We start from the raw sequence: 18,516 nt of genomic DNA, 5'->3' as shown, positions 1-18,516 counted from the left end.
TTCTTTTTTGCGGACTAGTCGCCGTTATTCCGGGCATTCTCATAGCCGGCTACGCCGGAAGTGCCTTCGTCAGAAAGCTCCGCCAGCGATTTGACCTCGCCATGGGGCTTCTGGTTCTGCTTTCGGCTTTTCCACGCGTTCTCTCTACGGTTCTTCGAAGATGTCATCGTCGGTGAATGCTCCTTTATAAACGAGTGTAGTCGCTGGATCGTACCCGTTTATCGTGTGCGATTATGCCGATTCTTATGACAAATTAACGTTTCGGTTTCGGCTTCTGCGCACCCCACCAGAACAGATATCCTACAGACAATGCAACTACTAGGAACGGTGCAGCGAAGATCAGAAATTGCTCCATATCGTTTCAGCCTCCTCCAGAAGGGTTATTTGCCACGCTTGCCCTGTACATATTTGGTATCGAACAAGAACAATCGCATGAGCAGGTAAAGCGACGGAATGAGCAGCAGCAGTCCGAGGATGAAGACGGAAATGAGCGCAATGGCCATCGGCTCGCTGGTGAAATTATCGTGAATCGTTAAATACGGATACAGAATATACGGCAAGTGAGCTGCGCCATAACCGAAGAATGCGAAGCCGAACTGCAGCATGACGAAGACGAAGGACAGTCCAAGACGTTTGCGTGTCCACACATGATAGACAGCGATCAGGAAGCAGGCGAAGGATACAACGAACATCCAAGCGTGCTCCGTCATCCGCTGGTAATGCTCAGCGTTATGACCGCGAATGGCAAAGAATACGAGCAGGCTGCTCAGAATCGTAGGACCACTCCAAGCCAGCGCGTATTTACGCACCACCTCGAACGCGCCTCGGTCATTGGCACGGTCTGCATAATAGCTGAGAAACATGGCCGAAATATAGAGTACACTGACAAGGGCCAGCAGCACTACCGTCCATGAATAGGTGCTTTGGAACAGTTTGCTGAACAGGAAGCTTACTTTTCCGGACTCGCTGACCTCAATGTAGCCGCCTTCCGAAATCGTCATCACAGTAGATAAGGAAGCGGGAATAAGCAGGCCGCTTGCACCGTAAAGCAGCATGTAGAAGCTGTTGTTCTTGTTCGTACCATAAGTGTTGAAGGCGTAGTACGAGCCCCGAATGGCTAACAGGATGACTGCGACACTACCCGGTACAAGCAGCGCGGTGCCATAATAGTAAGCTGTGTCCGGAAAGAAACCGACGATCCCGACGAAGAAGAAGACGAGAAAGACGTTCGTCACTTCCCAGACCGGCGAGAGATAACGTTCAATAATCTTGTTGATCAGATGACGTTTGCCCGTAATGGTGCTGTAGTAACTGAAGAAACCTGCGCCAAAATCAATCGAAGCGACAATCAAGTAACCGAACAGGAAGATCCACAGGACAGTGATTCCCAAGACTTCGTAGCTCATTCTTCGTCGCCTCCTTTAATGCCCTTGGCCGCGATTTCTTCCTCAGCCGGATTGCTGCGGAACATGCGAGTCAACACGCTGACAGAGGTGATAGCCAGTACAATGTAGAGCAGTGCGAACACCCATAGCATGGTATCCACATGATCGGATACGGTTGCGCCTTCCGTTGTGCGCATAATGCCGCGAAGAATCCAAGGCTGACGGCCGACTTCCGAGAAAATCCATCCATGCTCAATGGTCATCATCGCCAGTGGAGCAGCGAGTATAATGCCGCGGAGTATCCATTTGTTGCTGTAGGCGAGCTCGCGCTTGCGCCACAGGAGGAGCATGAAGGCCGAGGCGATCAAGACCATCATTGCAACGAAGCCCATTTTCAGATCGAACAGGTAATGAATATAGAGCGGCGGATGCTCATCCTCCGGGATGTCATTCAGTCCGGTTACTTCCGCATTAGGCAGTCCATGGGCGAGAATACTAAGCGCGAACGGGATTTTGAGACCATATTTGACCTCGTTGTCTTCGGTTAATATCCCTCCAAGCACAAGCGGTGCTTCGGATGTCGTTTCAAAATGCCACTCCATCGCTGCGAGCTTCTCAGGCTGATACTTGGCCAAATATTTGCCAGACAAATCGCCAATGATGGCACTTGAAAGTAAGAAGATAAAGGCGGAAACCATCGTTAGCTTGAGAGCCTTCTTATAGTACACATGATTGCGGCCTTTAAGCAGTGACCAAGCTGAAATAGCAGCAAGGACGAACGCGCAAGTCAGATAAGCTGTAACGAGCACATGCGAGACTTTCGTTGGCATTGCCGGGCTCAACATCGCACCGAATGGCGAGATTTCTGTAATTTGACCGTCTTTCACGGTGATGCCGGCAGGCGCATTCATGAATGCATTGACGATTGTAATGAAGAAGGCGGAAGCGGATGACCCGATTACGACGGGAACGAGCAGCCAGAAGTGGGTCATCTTGCTCTTGAATCGATCCCAGGTGTACAGATAGATACCGAGAAAAATAGCTTCGAAGAAGAACGCGAACGTCTCCATGAAGAGCGGCAGTGCGATGGACTGACCGGCTACTTTCATGAAGCTCGGCCACAGCAGACTGAGCTGCAGACCAATCGCAGTTCCTGTCACAACGCCGACCGCCACCGTAATGACGAAGCCCCGTGCCCATCTGCGCGCCATAAGCAAGTAATGCTCATCATTGCGTTTAATCCCGATCCACTCCGCAAGAGCAATCATAAGCGGGACACCGACACCAATCGTTGCGAAAATAATATGGAAAGCAAGCGTGAGTCCTGTGAGCATCCGGCTGTACATGACCGGATCGTAACTGCTAAGCAGCATATGTAATCCCTCCCAAGTGCTTGATGTAGTATTTCACAATGCGAATCTGCTATGCGGGCGAACAGTTCGATGATTATGAATTATTTAAACAAATGTCGAGATAGAGATAACAGCATAATGACCGCAACGACGATGCAAAGCAGAATAAGGCGTTTCTCTTGTTTGGCTACTCGGCTGCTGTCTTTCGGTTTTTGCGGATGACCGGCCAATAGGATCCCTTCTCTCATTGTGATATTGATGTGTGTAATGTGCGCGATATGGCTACAAATTTATTATATCCGATCTATGTGATTATTTTCACATAATTTGTGACGAGGGTTTGAATTCTGTGAAAGGGCTTATTTTCTGAATGTCATAAATGATGAGGGAAATTAAAGTTTGTTAGTGGAAAATAGAGTGTGTTAGTTGTCTGGAGAATTCACTTGAAAGAACACATCGATGGAAAATAAGGTTTGTTAGTGATGAGAAAGGGGAAAAGTAGTTGCTGAAGAAAAATTTGTTTTACTGATAGGAGTAGGTTTTTAGCATGATTGTAGATGAATTTTGCAGCCTCCGGACAAAACGATCGGCTGCCCCCTAATAACGTGAGGGCACGACATAACACATGAAAGTAACCACCTTAAGCTTTATTTTTATTGAGTATACTCTTTCTCGCTATGTGGTAATGATCCATTCATGCCAATCATTTCTCCGGCGATTCGATCTGCAACATTAATGATTGTCTAAGGCGATGAATGGGAATGCTTCTGACGTTATAATCAAAGGAAGAGGTGGCATTATGAAGGCTTTAACTTATCAAGGAATGAAAAATGTGAAGGTGAAAGAAGTGGAGGATGCCATACTTAGCAAAGCAGACGATGTTCTTGTGCGTATAACGACAACAACCATCTGTGGTTCGGATTTGCACATTTACAATGGCGAAATTCCTAATATGCCGGATAATTTCATCATCGGTCACGAACCTATGGGAATCGTTGAGGAGGTAGGGAAAGAGGTTACTCGTGTCAAAAAAGGAGATCGTGTAATCATTCCTTTTAATGTCGCCTGCGGTCAATGCTGGTACTGCAACCATCAACTCGAAAGCCAATGCGACAATTCAAACGAATTTCTACATGGTGACACAGGTGGCTATTTCGGTTATTCCGACACCTATGGCGGATACGCAGGTGGACAAGCTGAGCTTATGCGGGTGCCATATGGTAATTTCGTTCCTTTCAAGGTTCCTGAGGACGCGGAGATGGAAGACGAGAAGCTATTGTTTCTATCCGATATTGTTCCAACTGCTTACTGGAGCGTTGACAACGCCGGAGTAAAACAAGGCGACACCGTTATTATTCTTGGTTGCGGGCCTGTTGGGCTTCTGGCTCAGAAATTCGCATGGCTAAAAGGTGCAAAAAGGGTCATTGCCGTGGATCATGTAGAATATCGTTTGGAGCATGCTCGGAAGACCAATAAAGTAGAAGCGTTCAACTTCAAGGAAACGGATAATCTTATAGGCCATTTGCAGGAAATAACAGCAGGTGGAGCGGACGTTGTGATCGATGCAGTAGGCCTGGATTCCGAAAAGACGCTCTTGGAAAAAGTGGAAACGCTGCTCAAGCTTCAAGGAGGTGGACTTGGTGCATTTCGGATGGCGACAAAGTTAGTCCGCAAAGGTGGCACAATTCAAGTACCGGGGTGTATGGAATGAATTACAATTTCTTTCCGTTCGGCGATTTGTTTGCACGTAACATAACTGTGAAATTGGGGCAAGCGCCGGTTATCCATTACATGCCGGAACTTTATCGACAAATAAAAAATAGTGTATTCGATCCGACTGATATTATCAGTCACCGGATCGGCCTAGACAAAGCTGAGCACGGGTATAAAATCTTCAATAATAAAGAGGAAAACGCAATGAAAATAATTTTAAAACCGTAAGTTGGTCAAGAGTTAAATGTAAAGCCTCCACCAGTTGGTTTTACAGTGCCTCAACTGCCGGACATGCCTAATGAACATAGCCTAGGCTTGGTAGATATGACGCGATGACCAACATAGTTCGCGGAACAAAGGAAGGTAATAAAAATATATGAAATGTATATATTGTGAAAACTTGAAGCAATTTAAAGGGACAAAACATAAGAGCTACATTTGCTCCATTATAAAGATGTGATAAGTGGAGTCGCCTCTAGATCCTTAGGTTTCTCGCTATAAGGTTCTAGGAGCAAAATAGTAAGTAGGGAGGGATATAGTGTGTTCTTCTTTAGTAATTTGTCAGGTAAAGGATGTTTATATAGTTTGATTATCGCTGTAGTAGTTAGCGGTTTATCCATAATGCTTAGTAAGTTATTCGGTTTTTCTTTTTTTATTTTCTTTCCTTTCATCTTACTGCCCTTCATGTTTAAAAGAAAATAACTTAAAAGTTGTTCTAAACAGAAATGGTTCGAGGAAGTGAATAAGAAGTATCCCGACATAATTCGTATTTTTGGAATAAAATATTACACCGAGGGTAAGCTTTGCATAGCAGTATAATCTAACTCAAAGGTGTGATGCTAAATGAAAAAAATGCTGTATACATTTGTATTTGTTAGTTGCTTTGCTTTGATGTTGGGAATGGGCATGGTAAGTGCAACCGGAACAACGACAAATGGAGACGGAATGTCGTCAACTGGGGTTCGGAACAATAGCACCGATTTGGCAAGAGACAATTACAATGGGACATCCCTAAATAATGGAGGAAACTACAGAGCTACAGCTGTAGCTGATAACGACAACGACTTTGATTGGGGATGGCTAGGTCTTCTTGGATTAATTGGTTTAGCAGGAATGAGAAGCCGTAATCGTGAACGCGATGGTGCACGTTAAGCACTAAGATTTCAGTCGCTCGAAAATAAAATGTATAATAAGAGGTTGAATAACTCAGGTTGCATATTAGACAGAGTTCTATTACTTTTAAAAGAATGACCAGTATAACAACTGGTCATTCTTTTTTCGTTGTTTAGTGACTAAAGACGTTTGATTTTTGGAATTCCATTATCAATTCCATCCCCTTGCTGTCTCCTCAAGTTACCGAATAACAAACTTTATTTTCCACATTTGAATTACGATTTCAGTTTCCATGGTTGCCACTAACAAACTTACCCATGTTTTTTCACATATAAGTAAACCTAATAGGCCGCATAAAGGCTGATGTTGCACTAACAAACTTTAATTTCCCTCATCAATACCATACCGGTAGCGTTGTGCTTTTTTTACTTGGAAAACAGTTCAAACGGCTGCGGCATTTAATAGACCCTTTTTAACTGAATGAAATATTAAGAGCAACCTGTTGACAGAAAACTATCCTAGTGCTAGGATAAATGTATCCTATAACTAGGATTTATTGAATTAGGATAAAATAAAAATGTTGTCCATTAAGGGGGGGTTCTATATTAAAATATAAGATGAGGTGATTTAAATGAATCAACAACGAAATGAACTTGATTTAAAATTATTTCGGACATGGGCAAGAGCTTCAAAGTCTGTTTTCGAGAACGTCCGCAAGGATATTGAAGGTTATAACATCACACCGGAAAACTTCATGATTTTAGAATTGCTCTATAGCAAAGGTCCACATCCCGTTCAAAAAATTAGCGATACGTTGTCCATTCCTAGCGGAAGCATAACGTATGTAGTCGATAAATTAGAGAAAAAAGGACTCGTGGAAAGGCAAGCAAGTGCTACAGATCGAAGGGGATTAAATGTCCTATTGACCGAAGAGGGAACGACTTTATTTAATGAAATATTTCCTAGACATATTTCAATTATCTCTCGAAATTTGTCATTTATAAGCGATGAAGAAAAAGAGCTGCTCACTGCATTGCTAAAAAAAATCGGATTAGGTGCAAAAAATTTATAAGGCAATCGCAGCTGTCAGGATAGCTATCGTAATGTTGCTGGCTGCCATCTTAAAAGACACGTACAAGGAGTTATGTAAAAATGAAATGGATTGGACGAATTATACAGGGATTGTTAGTTGTCGGTTTTATTATGTTTGGCATTATGAAACTATCAGGAAATGCACAACAAGTTGAACTGTTTACGGAAGTATTTGGCTATGCGAAAGGTTTTATGTATTTTGTTGGAGCCTGTGAGATATTGGGTGCACTCGGATTAGGAGTGGGGTTTAAAAAGCCCAAATTCACTTTTCTTGCATCGTTAGGACTCGTGTTATTGATGGCAGGCGCCGTGTTTGCCCATCTAAATGCAGGTCAAGGTATGTCAGATGCAGCAGCAGCAAGTATTCTTCTACTTTTAAGCTTATTTGTCTTGATTAGAAGTAAATCGACTATCAAATCAGTTTAAAAATCAGTTAACAAGGGAGAATTACGATGAATGGCCAAAAATTATTAAAACAACTTGAAGTGATTCGAGCGATAACGATTAAATCCATTGAAAACATTACCGATGAGATGGCGGATGAAATGCCGACAGGGTACAAAAACACCATCCGTTGGCATATCGGACATATCGCTGCTTTTACCGATCTTTTCCTGAATAATTTTGTGGGATTATCCCAATATTTGTCCGAAGAGCATTTAGCCATGTTCAAATCCGGGTCAAAACCTTCTGATTGGCAGGTGCAGCCTCCTAGTTTGGAGCAGTTGGCATCCTTGCTAAAAGGGCAAATGGAGCATATTAAATCGCAACTTGGAATCCGTAATCTTGAAGAAAAAGCAATCAAGCCATTGAGCATTTACGGCAATGAAATGGAATCTATCGCAGAGTTATTGAATTTTTGCCTTTATCATGAAGGGCTCCATCTTGGGCATATAAAATGTCGTACTACAAATCCAATAAAACGTGCATAAATGTAACTCGATGATTTACTATTATAAGGTTCACATTTAATAGAAAGGGCCATCCCGCAAAGGATGGCCCTACTCGTGGTCTTTTATAAATGCTGAAATACGTGCAATGAAAATGAAGTATATGATTACTCATAAGGAAAGTGGAATTAACAATAAAATATTCGGAAATAAACTTTGGAATCTCCAGACGTGAGACGAACATACGTTAATCGAAATAAACAAGGATTTGGTTGTACGCCTACAGGGGGGGCTGAGGTGGCATTGGCATTAGCGACATTAGATTCCACTCCTTTAAGTAAGGTTTTAGTACGGATGGTTATCAGAACTAAATCCTAATAAGTAAATCTTGATATTGAAAGATTAACTGTTACACTACCATGAAAATTGATTGGAGTGACATCTTAAAGCGGCAATACCAAAGAAGGGTGCAGCTCCTTAGATTTTTAAAGATGTAGCACCAAGTTAATTAATTCTCGAAAGATAGTAGATCAAGAGACCTCTGAGATCGAAACGGCATATCCTAAGCTTTCAAGTCTTCGAACGGAATTCCTAACAACGGCAGGTTGTTTATGCCTCTCAAAGTAATCTTCGCCTAGGTCCACATACAATTCTTTTCTAGATAGCAAATAATAAGCGATTCTTAACATGGCATGTTCATGGAAGATTTTTTAGGGACGCTCGAAGATGAAGATATTCGAGAGGAACTTTTTGAAAGTATCAGAGGACGAGGAGCATTCCGAAGATTCAATGATAGTATTATTGAACATGGTATTGATAAACAATGGTATGGCCACAAAGAAAGAAAAATAAAGGAAACAGTAGTTGCATGGTGTAAGGATCGGAATATTGAAATCCAGAAGTAGGTTAAAGGGCTAGATCAGAGGCGAGCGAAAGCGGCAATACGTTCTACCGTTGATCAGTGTGGATTTTACAAAAGGTGTATAAGAACAGCGGAACCGTCGGGTTCCGCTGTTTTTGCTTTTCAAACTAATAAACTTTAATTTCCCTCATCATTTCCACAATAACAATGAAAGTGCTTCAGGGTCGGTCTCTATCCTGTAGGTTCTTTGGCGGGACAACTGATCCGTTTTTTTTTTTGGAAGATTGTTTCTTAAATCAAGAATGGCCTTCTTAAAATCATAAGACTGTAACCGCTCCTTTCTCTTATTATGAAAGAAAGTGCTTTCACTAGAGAAAGGGGCTTTATGATGGCTGAACTTAGACTTGGGATAATCATGAATGGTGTAACAGGACGAATGGGAACTAATCAGCATCTGATCCGATCTATTGTAGCAATACGCAAACAAGGCGGCATTCAGCTTCCAAACGGAGATGTGATTATGCCTGATCCGATTCTGGTAGGCAGACAGGAAAGTAAACTCAAGGCATTGGCAGCGGCAAACGGGATCTCGCGCTGGAGTACAGATCTTGATCGATGTTTAGATGATCCGAAGGATACGATCTATTTTGATTCTCAATTGACAGCATTCCGCACAGAAAGTGTTAAGAAAGCGATTGCAGCCGGGAAACATATCTATTGCGAAAAGCCCACAGGCTCTTCGTTAGCGGAATCATTGGAACTCGCTCAACTTGCACGGGAAGCTGGCGTTAAGAATGGCGTTGTTCAGGATAAATTGTTTCTCCCAGGCTTGATTAAGCTGAAAAGGTTAGTTGATTCTGGCTATTTCGGAAAAATACTTTCCGTTAGGATGGAGTTTGGCTATTGGGTTTTTGAGGGGGACTGGCAACCCGGTCAACGTCCTTCCTGGAATTATCGCAAAGAAGACGGCGGAGGAATTATTGTAGACATGTTCGCTCACTGGCGCTACGTGCTCGACAATTTGTTCGGTGAAGTTCGCTCCATATCCTGTCTTGGCATAACCCATATCGACAAGCGAATAGATGAAACGGGTAAGCCGTATGATTGCACGGCGGATGATGCTGCATATGCCACGATGATGCTGGAAGGCGGCATTGTTGTACAGGTGAATTCCTCTTGGGCGGTGAGGGTAAACAGGGAAGATTTGCTGACAATCCAGGTTGACGGTACGGAAGGCAGCGCGGTTGCCGGTCTACGGGATTGCAAGACTCAGCACCGAGTCAATACTTGCAAGCCTGTCTGGAATCCGGATATCCAGAATCCATTTCAATTCCGCGAGCAATGGCAGGAGGTTCCGGATAATCAGATTTTCGATAATGGATTTAAAATACAGTGGGAATTGTTTCTTAAGCACATCGTCACAGATTCGCCATTTCGTTGGGATTTGCTTGAAGGCGCCAAAGGAACCCAGCTTTCCGATCTGGGCTTGCGCTCCTGGCAAGAAAAGCGCTGGATAGACGTGCCGGAATTGAACATATAGGGGGAATTGGAATTGGCACAGGTGCTACAGCTTCCACGTGTAGGCGGCTCTATCTATACCTACCAGCTTTCCAATGTCGGCAACTTCGCATTGCCTAAAGGTAAACCGCTGCAAAGCCGCATTGTGTTCTCCGCTGCGCACGTGGTTTGCGATCCAACCGTGGATGCGGATCCGTTGACTCAAAGTCGAATCGACTGGGATGCAACGTTAGCCTATCGCCATCATTTATGGTCGCTAGGGCTTTCTGTAGCGGAGGCAATGGATACTGCCCAGCGGGGAATGGGGCTTGATTGGAATCATTCCAAGGAATTGATCAGTCGCTCAATTGCAGAAGCGAATGCCGTTGGCGGACGAATCGCATGCGGAGCTGGGACGGATCATTTGGTGCTAAGTCCGAGGCTAACGATCGAAGATGTCGAAGCCGCTTATGAGGAACAATGCGGCTTTGTTGAAGGGCATGGCGGACAAATCATCTTGATGGCGAGCCGTGCGCTGGCCGCATGCGCCAAAGGTCCGGAAGATTATGAACGGGTTTACGCGAAAGTGCTGCAACAAGTCTCACGTCCGGTCATTTTGCACTGGCTGGGCGATATGTTCGATCCTGCTCTTCGTGGCTACTGGGGGAGTCAAAACCTGGATGATGCCATGGAGGTTTGCTTGAATGTTATCCATGCCCACAAAGAGAAAGTGGACGGCATCAAGATATCCTTGCTCGATGCGGACAAGGAAATCGCCATGCGTCGTCGTCTTCCTAATGGCGTGAGAATGTATACGGGGGACGATTTTAACTATCCGACTTTGATTAAAGGCGACGAACAGGGTTATAGCGATGCACTGCTCGGTATCTTTGACGCAATTGGGCCAGCTGCCTCCGCGGCGATTCATGCCATGGACCGTGGCGATATCGAGGAATATTCACGGATACTTGATGCGACGGTACCCTTGTCCCGACATATCTTTCAAAAACCGACCTACTCCTATAAAACAGGCATTGTATTCCTAGCCTATCTCAACGGCTATCAATCGCATTTTCGAATGATCGCCGGCGCAGAAAGCGCACGCTCGATCGTTCATCTTTCCGAAATACTCGTACTGGCGGACCAAGCAGGACTATTGCTCGATCCGGAACTTGCCGTTAAGAGGATGAAAGCTGTGCTGGCGTTAGCCGGATTTGGAGGCTGAATGATGAGTGAAGCATTGAAAGATTACAGTCGTTTGAGCTTGAATCAGATTACGACGGATCGTTGGAACCTGCGTGAAGCATTGGAAGGTTGCGCACGTGCGGATATTCAGTGGGCTGGCATATGGCGCCATAAGCTCGCAGATATCAGTCTTGCCGAGAGTAAACGTCTTGTACGTGATGCGGGTATACGCGTGTCGAGCCTATGCCGTGGCGGCATGTTTCCTGCTGCATCTGCAGCGGAGCGCAAGGCAAGACTAGATGATAATTTCCGAGCCGTGGAACAGGCGGCCGAGCTCGGTACGGATGTGCTTGTTCTCGTATGCGGTCCTGCGCCTGACCGGAATATTGATGAAGCTCGCCAGTGGGTAACGGAAGGGATCGAGCAGCTAGTACCGTTTGCGAAATCTTACGGTATTAAACTGGGCATTGAGCCGCTTCATCCGATGTATGCCGCAGAACGTTCTGTTATTGTTACGCTGGACCATGCAAATGCGCTAGCCGAGAAATATAGCCCTCAAGAGGTAGGCATTGTAGTCGATGTATTCCACGTATGGTGGGATCCGGATTTATACAGGCAAATCTCGAGGGCGCAAGGCAGAATATTGGGTTTCCATGTTTCTGATTGGATCGTACCGACGCCTGATTTGCTGATGGGCCGAGGAATGATGGGGGATGGCGTTATCGAGATTCGTCGAATACGGGAAGCCGTCGAAGCAGCAGGTTACGTTGGTCCAATCGAAGTGGAGATTTTCAATCGCGTCATTTGGGATCAACCCGGGGATGATGTGCTGTCGCTAATGAAAACGCGCTATTTAGAGTACGTGTAGGTTAAATGTTTCAATGGATTAGACCGCACAGCCACGCTCCTAGCGAGGTGCGGTCTATTCTAGCATGTACTTCTGTGCAAGTGCGCAAGGAGAACGTCTTTGCTATGGAGAATACTACTACGTGATAACTGCAATTTCCCGTATAGTTATTCTTCATAGGGGTGTGCGATATGTCCAATACAACCTTACATAATCTCAAATACGGAATAGATATTTATGAGAATAAACATTCCGAAGGTAACCTGATTCACGAGCACCACCATCATTTTCACCAGATGATATACGCCTTAGAGGGTAATGGAACAATCATGTTAAACGGCAAATCATACGCGCTCAACCGAGACTGCGGTGTCCTCATTACGCCATATACGAATCATTCCATTATTTCGGACTCCAAGTTAACGGTGCTTGTACTCGCGTTCAATCAAGATATGTTGGATTCTGCAATTACGAATGAATTGCTCCAACAATTTTTCAATCGATCCAAGCTCATTACACCTCTGCCATTTGGCAAAAGGGAGATTCAACAATTGCTTCGTAAAATGATTTTCGAGCAAACGCAAGGTAATGCATTCAATTACTTGGCCATGAAAATCTATCTCTCGGAAATATTACTTGTAATTGCCCGACAGGAATCATCGTTCCAGATGACAGATGCAAACGATGTGCGAGCCGAAAAACTACGCAACTATATCGATAACCATTATTTCGAAATATCGGATTCCAATGATCTCTCCTCCAAGCTAGGACTTGGTATTCGGCATATGAATAATATTTTTAAAGAGCGTTATACTATTACGCCCGTGCATTATCTTGCGGAGGTGCGGATCGAGTTGTCCAAGAAGATGCTCGTCGAAACGGAAAAAGAGATTTCTTCGATTTGCTTTGAAGTCGGTTTCGAGAACATGTCCACATTCTATCGCACATTTAAAAATCATACTTGGGTTTCACCAAACACCTATCGGAGAATACATACTGATCATGGGATTTAGTCCTAATGAAGTTCGGATTTTACAAAATGAAGTTTCTTTTCGCCATAGTGGTGCTCCAATTACTTACGATATGCTGAGCTAGAAGTATCTATTAATAAGGAGCTGTTGAACGATGGTGACGGAGACACAATTGCAACAATTCGAGGAAGATGGTTATTTTATTTTGAACGATCTGTTTATTCCAACATCAGACAACGCAATACTATTTAAAGCACTCCAAAGCTCAAGTGACGAACAATTGGGGATATACGATTCGTTTCATATAGCAATTTCAAGGCATTATAATTTTGCTACACTTGATGGAGATTTTATCAGTACGATTGTCGGTACTAATACGACGAAAATAATAAAAGTAGCTTAAGTTTTAAGTCACTCTTACAGAGTGGCTTTTTTTATTGAATAACGTTCAGCAAATTGGTGTGAAATGCTAATAGGGACTTTCTGGATTTAATATGAGGTGACATTGAGTCAATTCGAGTTTTTACGTAGCTGGTTATGGAAAGAGCGGCATTCTCTTTGAGTTGACTGAAACAATGGGATAGGCCATCTTCGAATCTAGCAAATTGATTTTTTGGATATATTAGGGTAAATTCTGAAATGCTTTTTTCCGATAATAAAAAGGATTAATTAAAAATAGAGGATGTGTCGATCATGAGTAAAATGAAAAACATGAAATTGGTAACAGGTGGATTTATCGCAGGGGCAGTATTCTTTAGTGGTGTCTCCTATGCTGCTAGCAACGCGGTGAAACTTGAGGCATTCTTTGGAGTGAAACTTGTCCAAAATGGTATTGATAAAACCCCTAAAGGTAATAAGCCGTTCATTTATAACGGAAGTACATATGTTCCATTGCGTACTGCCTCTGATCTGCTGGGGGTGCCAGTCAGTTGGGATTCAAAGAATAGTTCAGTCATCATTGGACAAAAGGTATCGGGAATTCCGTTAGGCACTCCAGATCATATATCTACTGTTGAATCTCGTTATAGTAATTTATCTTCTCCTACCATTACGAGTAACCAATCGATGACGATAAACTCAAAATCTTATGGAAATACAGGCTTTACATTAATCAGTGAGCAACATCCCGAGTGGCCAGAAGCCGCCTCTGTCCTAAAGTATACGTTTAATAACCAGTACAAAAAACTTACCTTGGCTCTAGCTATTGATGACAATAGTGGCGGGGATGCTGATGATATTTTGAGGAATATAACTTTTAAAGACCAGGATGGATCCGTGCTAAAACAAGTCTCACTTGGAACTGGTTCTGTGAAAGAAAATATTGAGATTGATTTAACAGGCGTCTTGATTATGACGGTTGAAGTGGACGGAGATAATGATACTGGCTATAGAGCTAATCTTGACTTTATCGCTCCTCTTCTTACTAAGTAAAGTCGCGAAATACTAAGCATCGAGGAAGAACCTTTTAAAAAAATCAAATGCGAGTAACTAACAACTAGGAAGGACTTCTAATGAAAAAAAATTTATTGATTTTAACTTTATTTTTTTTACTTCAAACAGTTGTGATAAATAATGTATTTGCTGATGCAAAAACCTTTAAAGATGTTCCGGATAATCACTGGGCAAAGGATGCAATTCATTGGGCTATATCTAACCATATACTAAGTGGATATAAAGATGGTTCATTCAGACCAAATCAACCCGTTAATTATGCAGAGTTTATTTCAATGATCATTCGTGCCTTTAATCCAAAATCCTATCAAGAAAATGTGAAATTAAATAACGGATATAAAGGATATTCTTGGGGATTTTCTTATATGACCTATGCAAGTGATATCGGATGGTCCGTTCCTGATGATGAAGATGAGTTTTACTTCTCTATATCGAGGGGAGATATGGCCAAGATTCTTGTCAATGCACTGGGATTGAGGTTTAATCTTTCTGATTCAATTCAATTTCTATTGGATAATAAATTAGCTCATGGGAAATCACAGAATACAATTCAAGGCTTCAAATCCAGTGAGAAGTTATCGCGAGCTGAAGCAGTTACTTTGGTGTATAACTTTAAACAAAAAGTAAAAAAGTTGTATTCAATTTATAGTGATCGTGATGTTCCTTATTATAAAGATCTATATTTTTCATTGGACAATATATCAGTAGGTGACAGTGATCAGAAAGTTATACAATCCTTTGGCCTCCCAGACAGAAAGGATCTTGACCCGAAGGGGTTCACCTGGTATGTGTATAATAAAGACCTTTCGAACTACTTTCAAATCGCGATTCATAATAATAAAGTCGCCGCCATATTTACAAATTCATCCAATATTTTAAGCGATAGACTTCTCGATCGTGCTGGTAATACACTCAAGGCTTCAATGAAAAAGTTGGGCGAGCCGTTATCAGAATTCTATATTGGACCATTCGAGACTGCAACATTGAATGGGATTGGTGGAAGTGCCGTTCCAACAGCCCAATATTTTACTGCATTAAGTAATTTCATTGGAACGTTCTATATCAATGGGAAACTAAATGGTGTTTTGATTGCTAGTCGGGATATTGTAGAGGATAGATATAACCGAGATCTTATTTATGATACAAATGCCGATGAACTAGTGGATCTGTTCAACTCAGAAAGATTGAAACAAGGCTTGCCAGTGTTTAAAGTAAGTGATGTTATACCCAGTAACTATGATGAACGCATAACTGCAGCAAACCCTTCTCCTTTCGTGAGTACTTTTGACACATTTTATGCCGTATATGATTATGAAAAAAGCATGGTTGAAGATCCTTATACTAAAACTATTTATGTTCATGGATCTACTTTCTACTTTTCAACTGACTGACACAGGTTGCCTATTCTATCTATTGAATTACTAGGAGAGCCGGCGGAAACCGCCGGCTCTTTGCTTTGCCCATCCAGCCTGATAAACCTTGAACAGAAGATTTTTGCTATTTTTTAACCACAGGCACCCAAAATTCGCCGTAGAAAGTGCCGTCGCCGTTATCTTTGCGATAAGTCGCATTTGGACCGCCGATGTAAGCATAATCAGTGATTTGGGACAAGACTTCGCTAAAAGCACGGTAAGTTAGCTGATCAAACAGACTTTCCTTGTCGCCATTTCCTGCGAGCACGATGTACTCGCTCTCCGGAAATTCGATGATGCGTGTTGCGTCTGCTACTGATTTTCCAGCTTCTACCGCGAAATAATTCCACGGTTTGCCTTGGTAAACCTCATTGACTGACCACTCGCGATCGTCTTTTGCGGCTTTTTTGAGCTTATGAAAACGCCCATCAGCCTTGAGCCTGCCCCAAAACTCTGCTTTTTCCTTTTGCAAAGCCGGCATGTCTTGGAAATTGGACTGGATTGAAAAACCATAAGCGGTCAATGTGAATGATTTTTTGTGTTCAAGAGTGAAATCTGCCATGTGAGTGCTCCTTTTTCCAGAGATTAGCCCTCGACTTTTTGTACTCGAAGCCACATTTCGCCGTAGAATTCACCGTTATCATCTGCTTTGACGAACGTTGTGTTACCGGGACCAACGTATTTGTATGCTGTGAGTTCTTGCAGCAAGCTGCCGAAAACTTTGCCTGTGATTTCGTCTGCAAGGCTGCTCTTGTCAGCGCCAGTGCCAGGCACGACGAGATAGTCACCGGCGAGGAAATCGAGGACGATCGCGCCTTCCACGTCGAACTCACCCATCACGCCGAAGCCGCGCCAAGCCTTGCGATCGATAACGTAGTTGATTTGATATTCTTGACCATCCGCAAGCGCGAGAAGTTCAGCGAGCTTGCCGTTTTCAATGATCTCCGCTTTTTTCGCTGCAGTTTTTGCTGCATTACCTGCCCAGTCATTATAGTCTTCAAGTGAAACACCGAATGCAGTCATTTTGTAGTTTTCTGAGATGGTTTTGATGGAGTAGTTAGACATATTATTTTCTCCTTTGTGAAATTTATTTGCTTACAAGACTGATTCTATTGGCTGAATGTATCAAAATTTGATACTCTTTATTTTTCTGACCTATTTTTTGCTGCATTTTTGATACAATAAAGCCATGAAGAAAACAGAACGAGTGAACCTAATTATGCGCTATATCAATAACCGCGCACATTTTACGATTGCCGAGATTCAGCGGGAGTTCAAGATTTCCCGCGCGACGGCGATTCGCGACATTAACGAGATTCAGGCGATGGGTTTTCCGCTAACGACCGAACTTGGGCGCGGTGGTGGCTACCATGTCCTGCAAAATCAGTATCTGCCCGCCGCCCGCTTCACGCCAGAAGAGCTGAAGGCGATTTTTATCAGCTTTATCGCCTCGAAAAATTCGCAGCTTCCTTATCTGCAAAATCGCCGCTCAATCACTGAAAAACTCATTGGCATCGCGTCGCAAACCCAGCAAGACGAGCTGATAGAGCTGAATAATATCTTGCTTTTCGAAAATACGAATCCTGCCAATCCGAATCTGTTGGAGCTCGATGATGCGGCGCCTGCGGAGTTGAACCAGCTGATTTCGCTTGCTGTGCGGGATAAGCATTTGCGCGTGACCTATGAGCTGAGTCTTGGCTGGCCGCAGTTGCTGGACGTTTATTTGCTGCATATTTTTAACTCGAACGCTCAGTGGCTTGTCGAGGTTTATGATTTTGATACGGATGAGTTTCGTTATTTGCCTGTTGATATGCTGCGGGATTCGGCAATTTCTGAGCAGGAGATGAAGTGGTCTGAGCAAGAGATTTTAAGCAAAAAACGACTTCGTTCACGTGCGTCCAACCTTATTGTGAAGCTTGATACGACTGGGATTCAGCGATTTAAGCGTATGCACCCGCCGGGGATCATTTTATCCTTTACCGGGATGTTTCAATCGAGTGGAATTTTCAATGTTCAGCTGGATGTGACCGATGTTGAGGCGCTGGAGTATTATGCGGATTGGCTTTTGTTTTTGGGGAGAGGGGTCGAGTTTGAGCGGATTCCAGATGAACTGCGCGTGATTTTGGAAGAGCGTTTAGCCAATTTGAAATTATCTTGATCTGGACAGTTACCATAGGTCTTGTGGTTTCTAGGTCTTATTGTGGTCAGTAACACATCCGCTCCACTTACAATATCATGAGTCTAGAAGTCAAAAGAGGTGAACTCATGGCAGTCGTAAAAGCCAGGAAACAGGATATTGATATGTTGGCAAGGTTGCTTCGGGCCGAAGCTGAGACCGAGGGCGAAATGGGTATGCTCCTTGTAGGAAATGTAGGCATTAACCGTATAAGAGCGAATTGCTCCGATTTTAAAGGACTCCGGACAATTCCCCAAATGATCAACCAACCGCATGCGTTCGAAGCGTTGCAACATGGTATGTACTATCAAAACGCAAGAGAGAGGGAGCGTCGTCTGGCGCAACGGGCTGTGAATGGGGAGCGGAATTGGCCGGCAAAATTCTCCCTATGGTATTTCCGTCCAGGATCGTTCGAAAATCCCGGGCCATGTCCGCCAACTTGGTATAACCAGCCCTTCGTAGGACGATGGAAGAAACACTGTTTTTATGAACCGACTGCGAAAGAATGTGAAAATGTATACAATACATTTTAATTTTCTAATCGAAAAGAGACCGCGTGCAATGATCAC

Annotated in this window: 21 protein-coding genes and 1 pseudogene; 15 read left to right on the top strand and 7 right to left on the bottom strand. The window is 43.4% G+C overall.

All coding sequences use genetic code 11. The annotated features are described in order from the left end of the window. Positions 1-14: 14 nt before the first annotated feature. The 5 genes from AC506A_RS19550 to AC506A_RS19530 form a co-directional block, all read right to left on the bottom strand. Positions 15-167: a DUF6254 family protein gene (locus AC506A_RS19550; protein ID WP_177245624.1), complete on the bottom strand. Its 153-nt coding sequence runs from the start codon at positions 165-167 to the stop codon at positions 15-17. An 86-nt stretch (positions 168-253) separates the two neighbouring features. After that, the gene (gene cydS, locus AC506A_RS19545) at positions 254-355 is read right to left on the bottom strand and encodes a cytochrome bd oxidase small subunit CydS family protein (protein ID WP_495462679.1); all 102 of its coding nucleotides are present in this window, start codon (positions 353-355) and stop codon (positions 254-256) included. A gap of 25 nt (positions 356-380) precedes the next feature. Then, positions 381-1,406 carry a cytochrome d ubiquinol oxidase subunit II gene (locus AC506A_RS19540; protein WP_495462678.1) on the bottom strand — a complete coding sequence of 342 codons (1,026 nt, stop codon included), beginning with the start codon at positions 1,404-1,406 and terminating at the stop codon, positions 381-383. After that, entirely contained in the window at positions 1,403-2,758 is a 1,356-nt protein-coding gene (locus AC506A_RS19535; protein ID WP_495462677.1) for a cytochrome ubiquinol oxidase subunit I, read from the bottom strand. The genes AC506A_RS19540 and AC506A_RS19535 overlap by 4 nt, the downstream gene beginning before the upstream one ends. An 80-nt stretch (positions 2,759-2,838) precedes the next feature. Next, on the bottom strand, positions 2,839-2,967 hold the full coding sequence (locus AC506A_RS19530; protein ID WP_495462676.1) for a hypothetical protein: 129 nt from the start codon (positions 2,965-2,967) through the stop codon (positions 2,839-2,841). 569 nt (positions 2,968-3,536) lie between these two features. Here AC506A_RS19530 and AC506A_RS19525 point away from each other — a divergent pair. The 13 genes and pseudogenes from AC506A_RS19525 to AC506A_RS19465 all read left to right on the top strand — a co-directional run bounded on the left by AC506A_RS19525 (position 3,537) and on the right by AC506A_RS19465 (position 15,750). Then, positions 3,537-4,678: pseudogene (locus AC506A_RS19525) on the top strand (zinc-dependent alcohol dehydrogenase). A gap of 615 nt (positions 4,679-5,293) precedes the next feature. Continuing rightward, entirely contained in the window at positions 5,294-5,602 is a 309-nt protein-coding gene (locus AC506A_RS19520; RefSeq protein WP_495462675.1) for a WGxxGxxG family protein, read from the top strand. Between the two features lie 592 nt (positions 5,603-6,194). Beyond that, a complete protein-coding gene (locus AC506A_RS19515; protein WP_495462674.1) occupies positions 6,195-6,635 on the top strand; it encodes a MarR family winged helix-turn-helix transcriptional regulator in 441 nt (146 codons plus the stop codon). A gap of 80 nt (positions 6,636-6,715) precedes the next feature. After that, a complete protein-coding gene (locus tag AC506A_RS19510; protein WP_495462673.1) occupies positions 6,716-7,081 on the top strand; it encodes a DoxX family protein in 366 nt (121 codons plus the stop codon). Positions 7,082-7,107: 26 nt separating this feature from the next. Beyond that, positions 7,108-7,587, top strand: a complete 480-nt coding sequence (locus tag AC506A_RS19505; RefSeq protein WP_495462672.1) for a DinB family protein — start codon at positions 7,108-7,110, stop codon at positions 7,585-7,587. 656 nt (positions 7,588-8,243) lie between these two features. Further along, on the top strand, positions 8,244-8,450 hold the full coding sequence (locus AC506A_RS19500; RefSeq protein ID WP_495462671.1) for a UPF0158 family protein: 207 nt from the start codon (positions 8,244-8,246) through the stop codon (positions 8,448-8,450). A gap of 345 nt (positions 8,451-8,795) precedes the next feature. Then, positions 8,796-9,947 (top strand): Gfo/Idh/MocA family protein, encoded by a 1,152-nt coding sequence (locus tag AC506A_RS19495; protein WP_495462836.1) that lies wholly within the window; start codon positions 8,796-8,798, stop codon positions 9,945-9,947. Between the two features lie 12 nt (positions 9,948-9,959). Then, the gene (locus AC506A_RS19490; RefSeq protein WP_495462670.1) at positions 9,960-11,129 is read left to right on the top strand and encodes a dihydrodipicolinate synthase family protein; all 1,170 of its coding nucleotides are present in this window, start codon (positions 9,960-9,962) and stop codon (positions 11,127-11,129) included. Beyond that, positions 11,130-11,957, top strand: coding sequence for a sugar phosphate isomerase/epimerase family protein (locus tag AC506A_RS19485; RefSeq protein WP_495462669.1), 828 nt, complete (start codon positions 11,130-11,132; stop codon positions 11,955-11,957). Between the two features lie 170 nt (positions 11,958-12,127). After that, positions 12,128-12,949, top strand: a complete 822-nt coding sequence (locus AC506A_RS19480; RefSeq protein ID WP_495462668.1) for an AraC family transcriptional regulator — start codon at positions 12,128-12,130, stop codon at positions 12,947-12,949. 112 nt (positions 12,950-13,061) lie between these two features. Beyond that, positions 13,062-13,310, top strand: a complete 249-nt coding sequence (locus AC506A_RS19475) for a hypothetical protein (RefSeq protein ID WP_495462667.1) — start codon at positions 13,062-13,064, stop codon at positions 13,308-13,310. A gap of 290 nt (positions 13,311-13,600) precedes the next feature. Next, on the top strand, positions 13,601-14,338 hold the full coding sequence (locus tag AC506A_RS19470) for a stalk domain-containing protein (RefSeq protein ID WP_495462666.1): 738 nt from the start codon (positions 13,601-13,603) through the stop codon (positions 14,336-14,338). Positions 14,339-14,418: 80 nt separating this feature from the next. Beyond that, positions 14,419-15,750: an S-layer homology domain-containing protein gene (locus AC506A_RS19465; RefSeq protein WP_495462665.1), complete on the top strand. Its 1,332-nt coding sequence runs from the start codon at positions 14,419-14,421 to the stop codon at positions 15,748-15,750. Between the two features lie 106 nt (positions 15,751-15,856). On the opposite strand, the gene AC506A_RS19460 is transcribed toward AC506A_RS19465, so the two are convergent. Together AC506A_RS19460 and AC506A_RS19455 are read right to left on the bottom strand one after the other, a co-directional pair. Beyond that, positions 15,857-16,333: a GyrI-like domain-containing protein gene (locus AC506A_RS19460; RefSeq protein WP_495462664.1), complete on the bottom strand. Its 477-nt coding sequence runs from the start codon at positions 16,331-16,333 to the stop codon at positions 15,857-15,859. A gap of 23 nt (positions 16,334-16,356) precedes the next feature. After that, positions 16,357-16,836 (bottom strand): hypothetical protein, encoded by a 480-nt coding sequence (locus AC506A_RS19455; RefSeq protein WP_495462663.1) that lies wholly within the window; start codon positions 16,834-16,836, stop codon positions 16,357-16,359. 124 nt (positions 16,837-16,960) lie between these two features. Between AC506A_RS19455 and AC506A_RS19450 the strand changes: the two genes are divergently transcribed. Both AC506A_RS19450 and AC506A_RS19445 read left to right on the top strand, forming a co-directional pair. Then, positions 16,961-17,929 (top strand): helix-turn-helix transcriptional regulator, encoded by a 969-nt coding sequence (locus AC506A_RS19450; protein WP_495462662.1) that lies wholly within the window; start codon positions 16,961-16,963, stop codon positions 17,927-17,929. Between the two features lie 107 nt (positions 17,930-18,036). Then, positions 18,037-18,480 carry a cell wall hydrolase gene (locus tag AC506A_RS19445; protein WP_495462661.1) on the top strand — a complete coding sequence of 148 codons (444 nt, stop codon included), beginning with the start codon at positions 18,037-18,039 and terminating at the stop codon, positions 18,478-18,480. Positions 18,481-18,516 lie beyond the last annotated feature (36 nt).

This window comes from Paenibacillus sp. N22P23 (assembly GCF_059383735.1).
Note: the sequence above shows the minus strand (reverse complement) of the source record. Positions and strands in the feature narration are given on the sequence as shown.

Excerpts from the sequence above, each read along its gene's own strand:
- AC506A_RS19550 (WP_177245624.1), bottom strand. The coding sequence starts at position 167 with ATGACATCTTCGAAGAACCGTAGAGAGAACGCGTGGAAAAGCCGAAAG.
- cydS (WP_495462679.1), bottom strand. The coding sequence starts at position 355 with ATGGAGCAATTTCTGATCTTCGCTGCACCGTTCCTAGTAGTTGCATTG.
- AC506A_RS19540 (WP_495462678.1), bottom strand. The coding sequence starts at position 1,406 with ATGAGCTACGAAGTCTTGGGAATCACTGTCCTGTGGATCTTCCTGTTC.
- AC506A_RS19535 (WP_495462677.1), bottom strand. The coding sequence starts at position 2,758 with ATGCTGCTTAGCAGTTACGATCCGGTCATGTACAGCCGGATGCTCACA.
- AC506A_RS19520 (WP_495462675.1), top strand. The coding sequence starts at position 5,294 with ATGAAAAAAATGCTGTATACATTTGTATTTGTTAGTTGCTTTGCTTTG.
- AC506A_RS19515 (WP_495462674.1), top strand. The coding sequence starts at position 6,195 with ATGAATCAACAACGAAATGAACTTGATTTAAAATTATTTCGGACATGG.
- AC506A_RS19510 (WP_495462673.1), top strand. The coding sequence starts at position 6,716 with ATGAAATGGATTGGACGAATTATACAGGGATTGTTAGTTGTCGGTTTT.
- AC506A_RS19505 (WP_495462672.1), top strand. The coding sequence starts at position 7,108 with ATGAATGGCCAAAAATTATTAAAACAACTTGAAGTGATTCGAGCGATA.
- AC506A_RS19500 (WP_495462671.1), top strand. The coding sequence starts at position 8,244 with ATGGAAGATTTTTTAGGGACGCTCGAAGATGAAGATATTCGAGAGGAA.
- AC506A_RS19495 (WP_495462836.1), top strand. The coding sequence starts at position 8,796 with ATGGCTGAACTTAGACTTGGGATAATCATGAATGGTGTAACAGGACGA.
- AC506A_RS19485 (WP_495462669.1), top strand. The coding sequence starts at position 11,130 with ATGATGAGTGAAGCATTGAAAGATTACAGTCGTTTGAGCTTGAATCAG.
- AC506A_RS19480 (WP_495462668.1), top strand. The coding sequence starts at position 12,128 with ATGTCCAATACAACCTTACATAATCTCAAATACGGAATAGATATTTAT.
- AC506A_RS19475 (WP_495462667.1), top strand. The coding sequence starts at position 13,062 with ATGGTGACGGAGACACAATTGCAACAATTCGAGGAAGATGGTTATTTT.
- AC506A_RS19470 (WP_495462666.1), top strand. The coding sequence starts at position 13,601 with ATGAGTAAAATGAAAAACATGAAATTGGTAACAGGTGGATTTATCGCA.
- AC506A_RS19465 (WP_495462665.1), top strand. The coding sequence starts at position 14,419 with ATGAAAAAAAATTTATTGATTTTAACTTTATTTTTTTTACTTCAAACA.
- AC506A_RS19460 (WP_495462664.1), bottom strand. The coding sequence starts at position 16,333 with ATGGCAGATTTCACTCTTGAACACAAAAAATCATTCACATTGACCGCT.
- AC506A_RS19455 (WP_495462663.1), bottom strand. The coding sequence starts at position 16,836 with ATGTCTAACTACTCCATCAAAACCATCTCAGAAAACTACAAAATGACT.
- AC506A_RS19450 (WP_495462662.1), top strand. The coding sequence starts at position 16,961 with ATGAAGAAAACAGAACGAGTGAACCTAATTATGCGCTATATCAATAAC.
- AC506A_RS19445 (WP_495462661.1), top strand. The coding sequence starts at position 18,037 with ATGGCAGTCGTAAAAGCCAGGAAACAGGATATTGATATGTTGGCAAGG.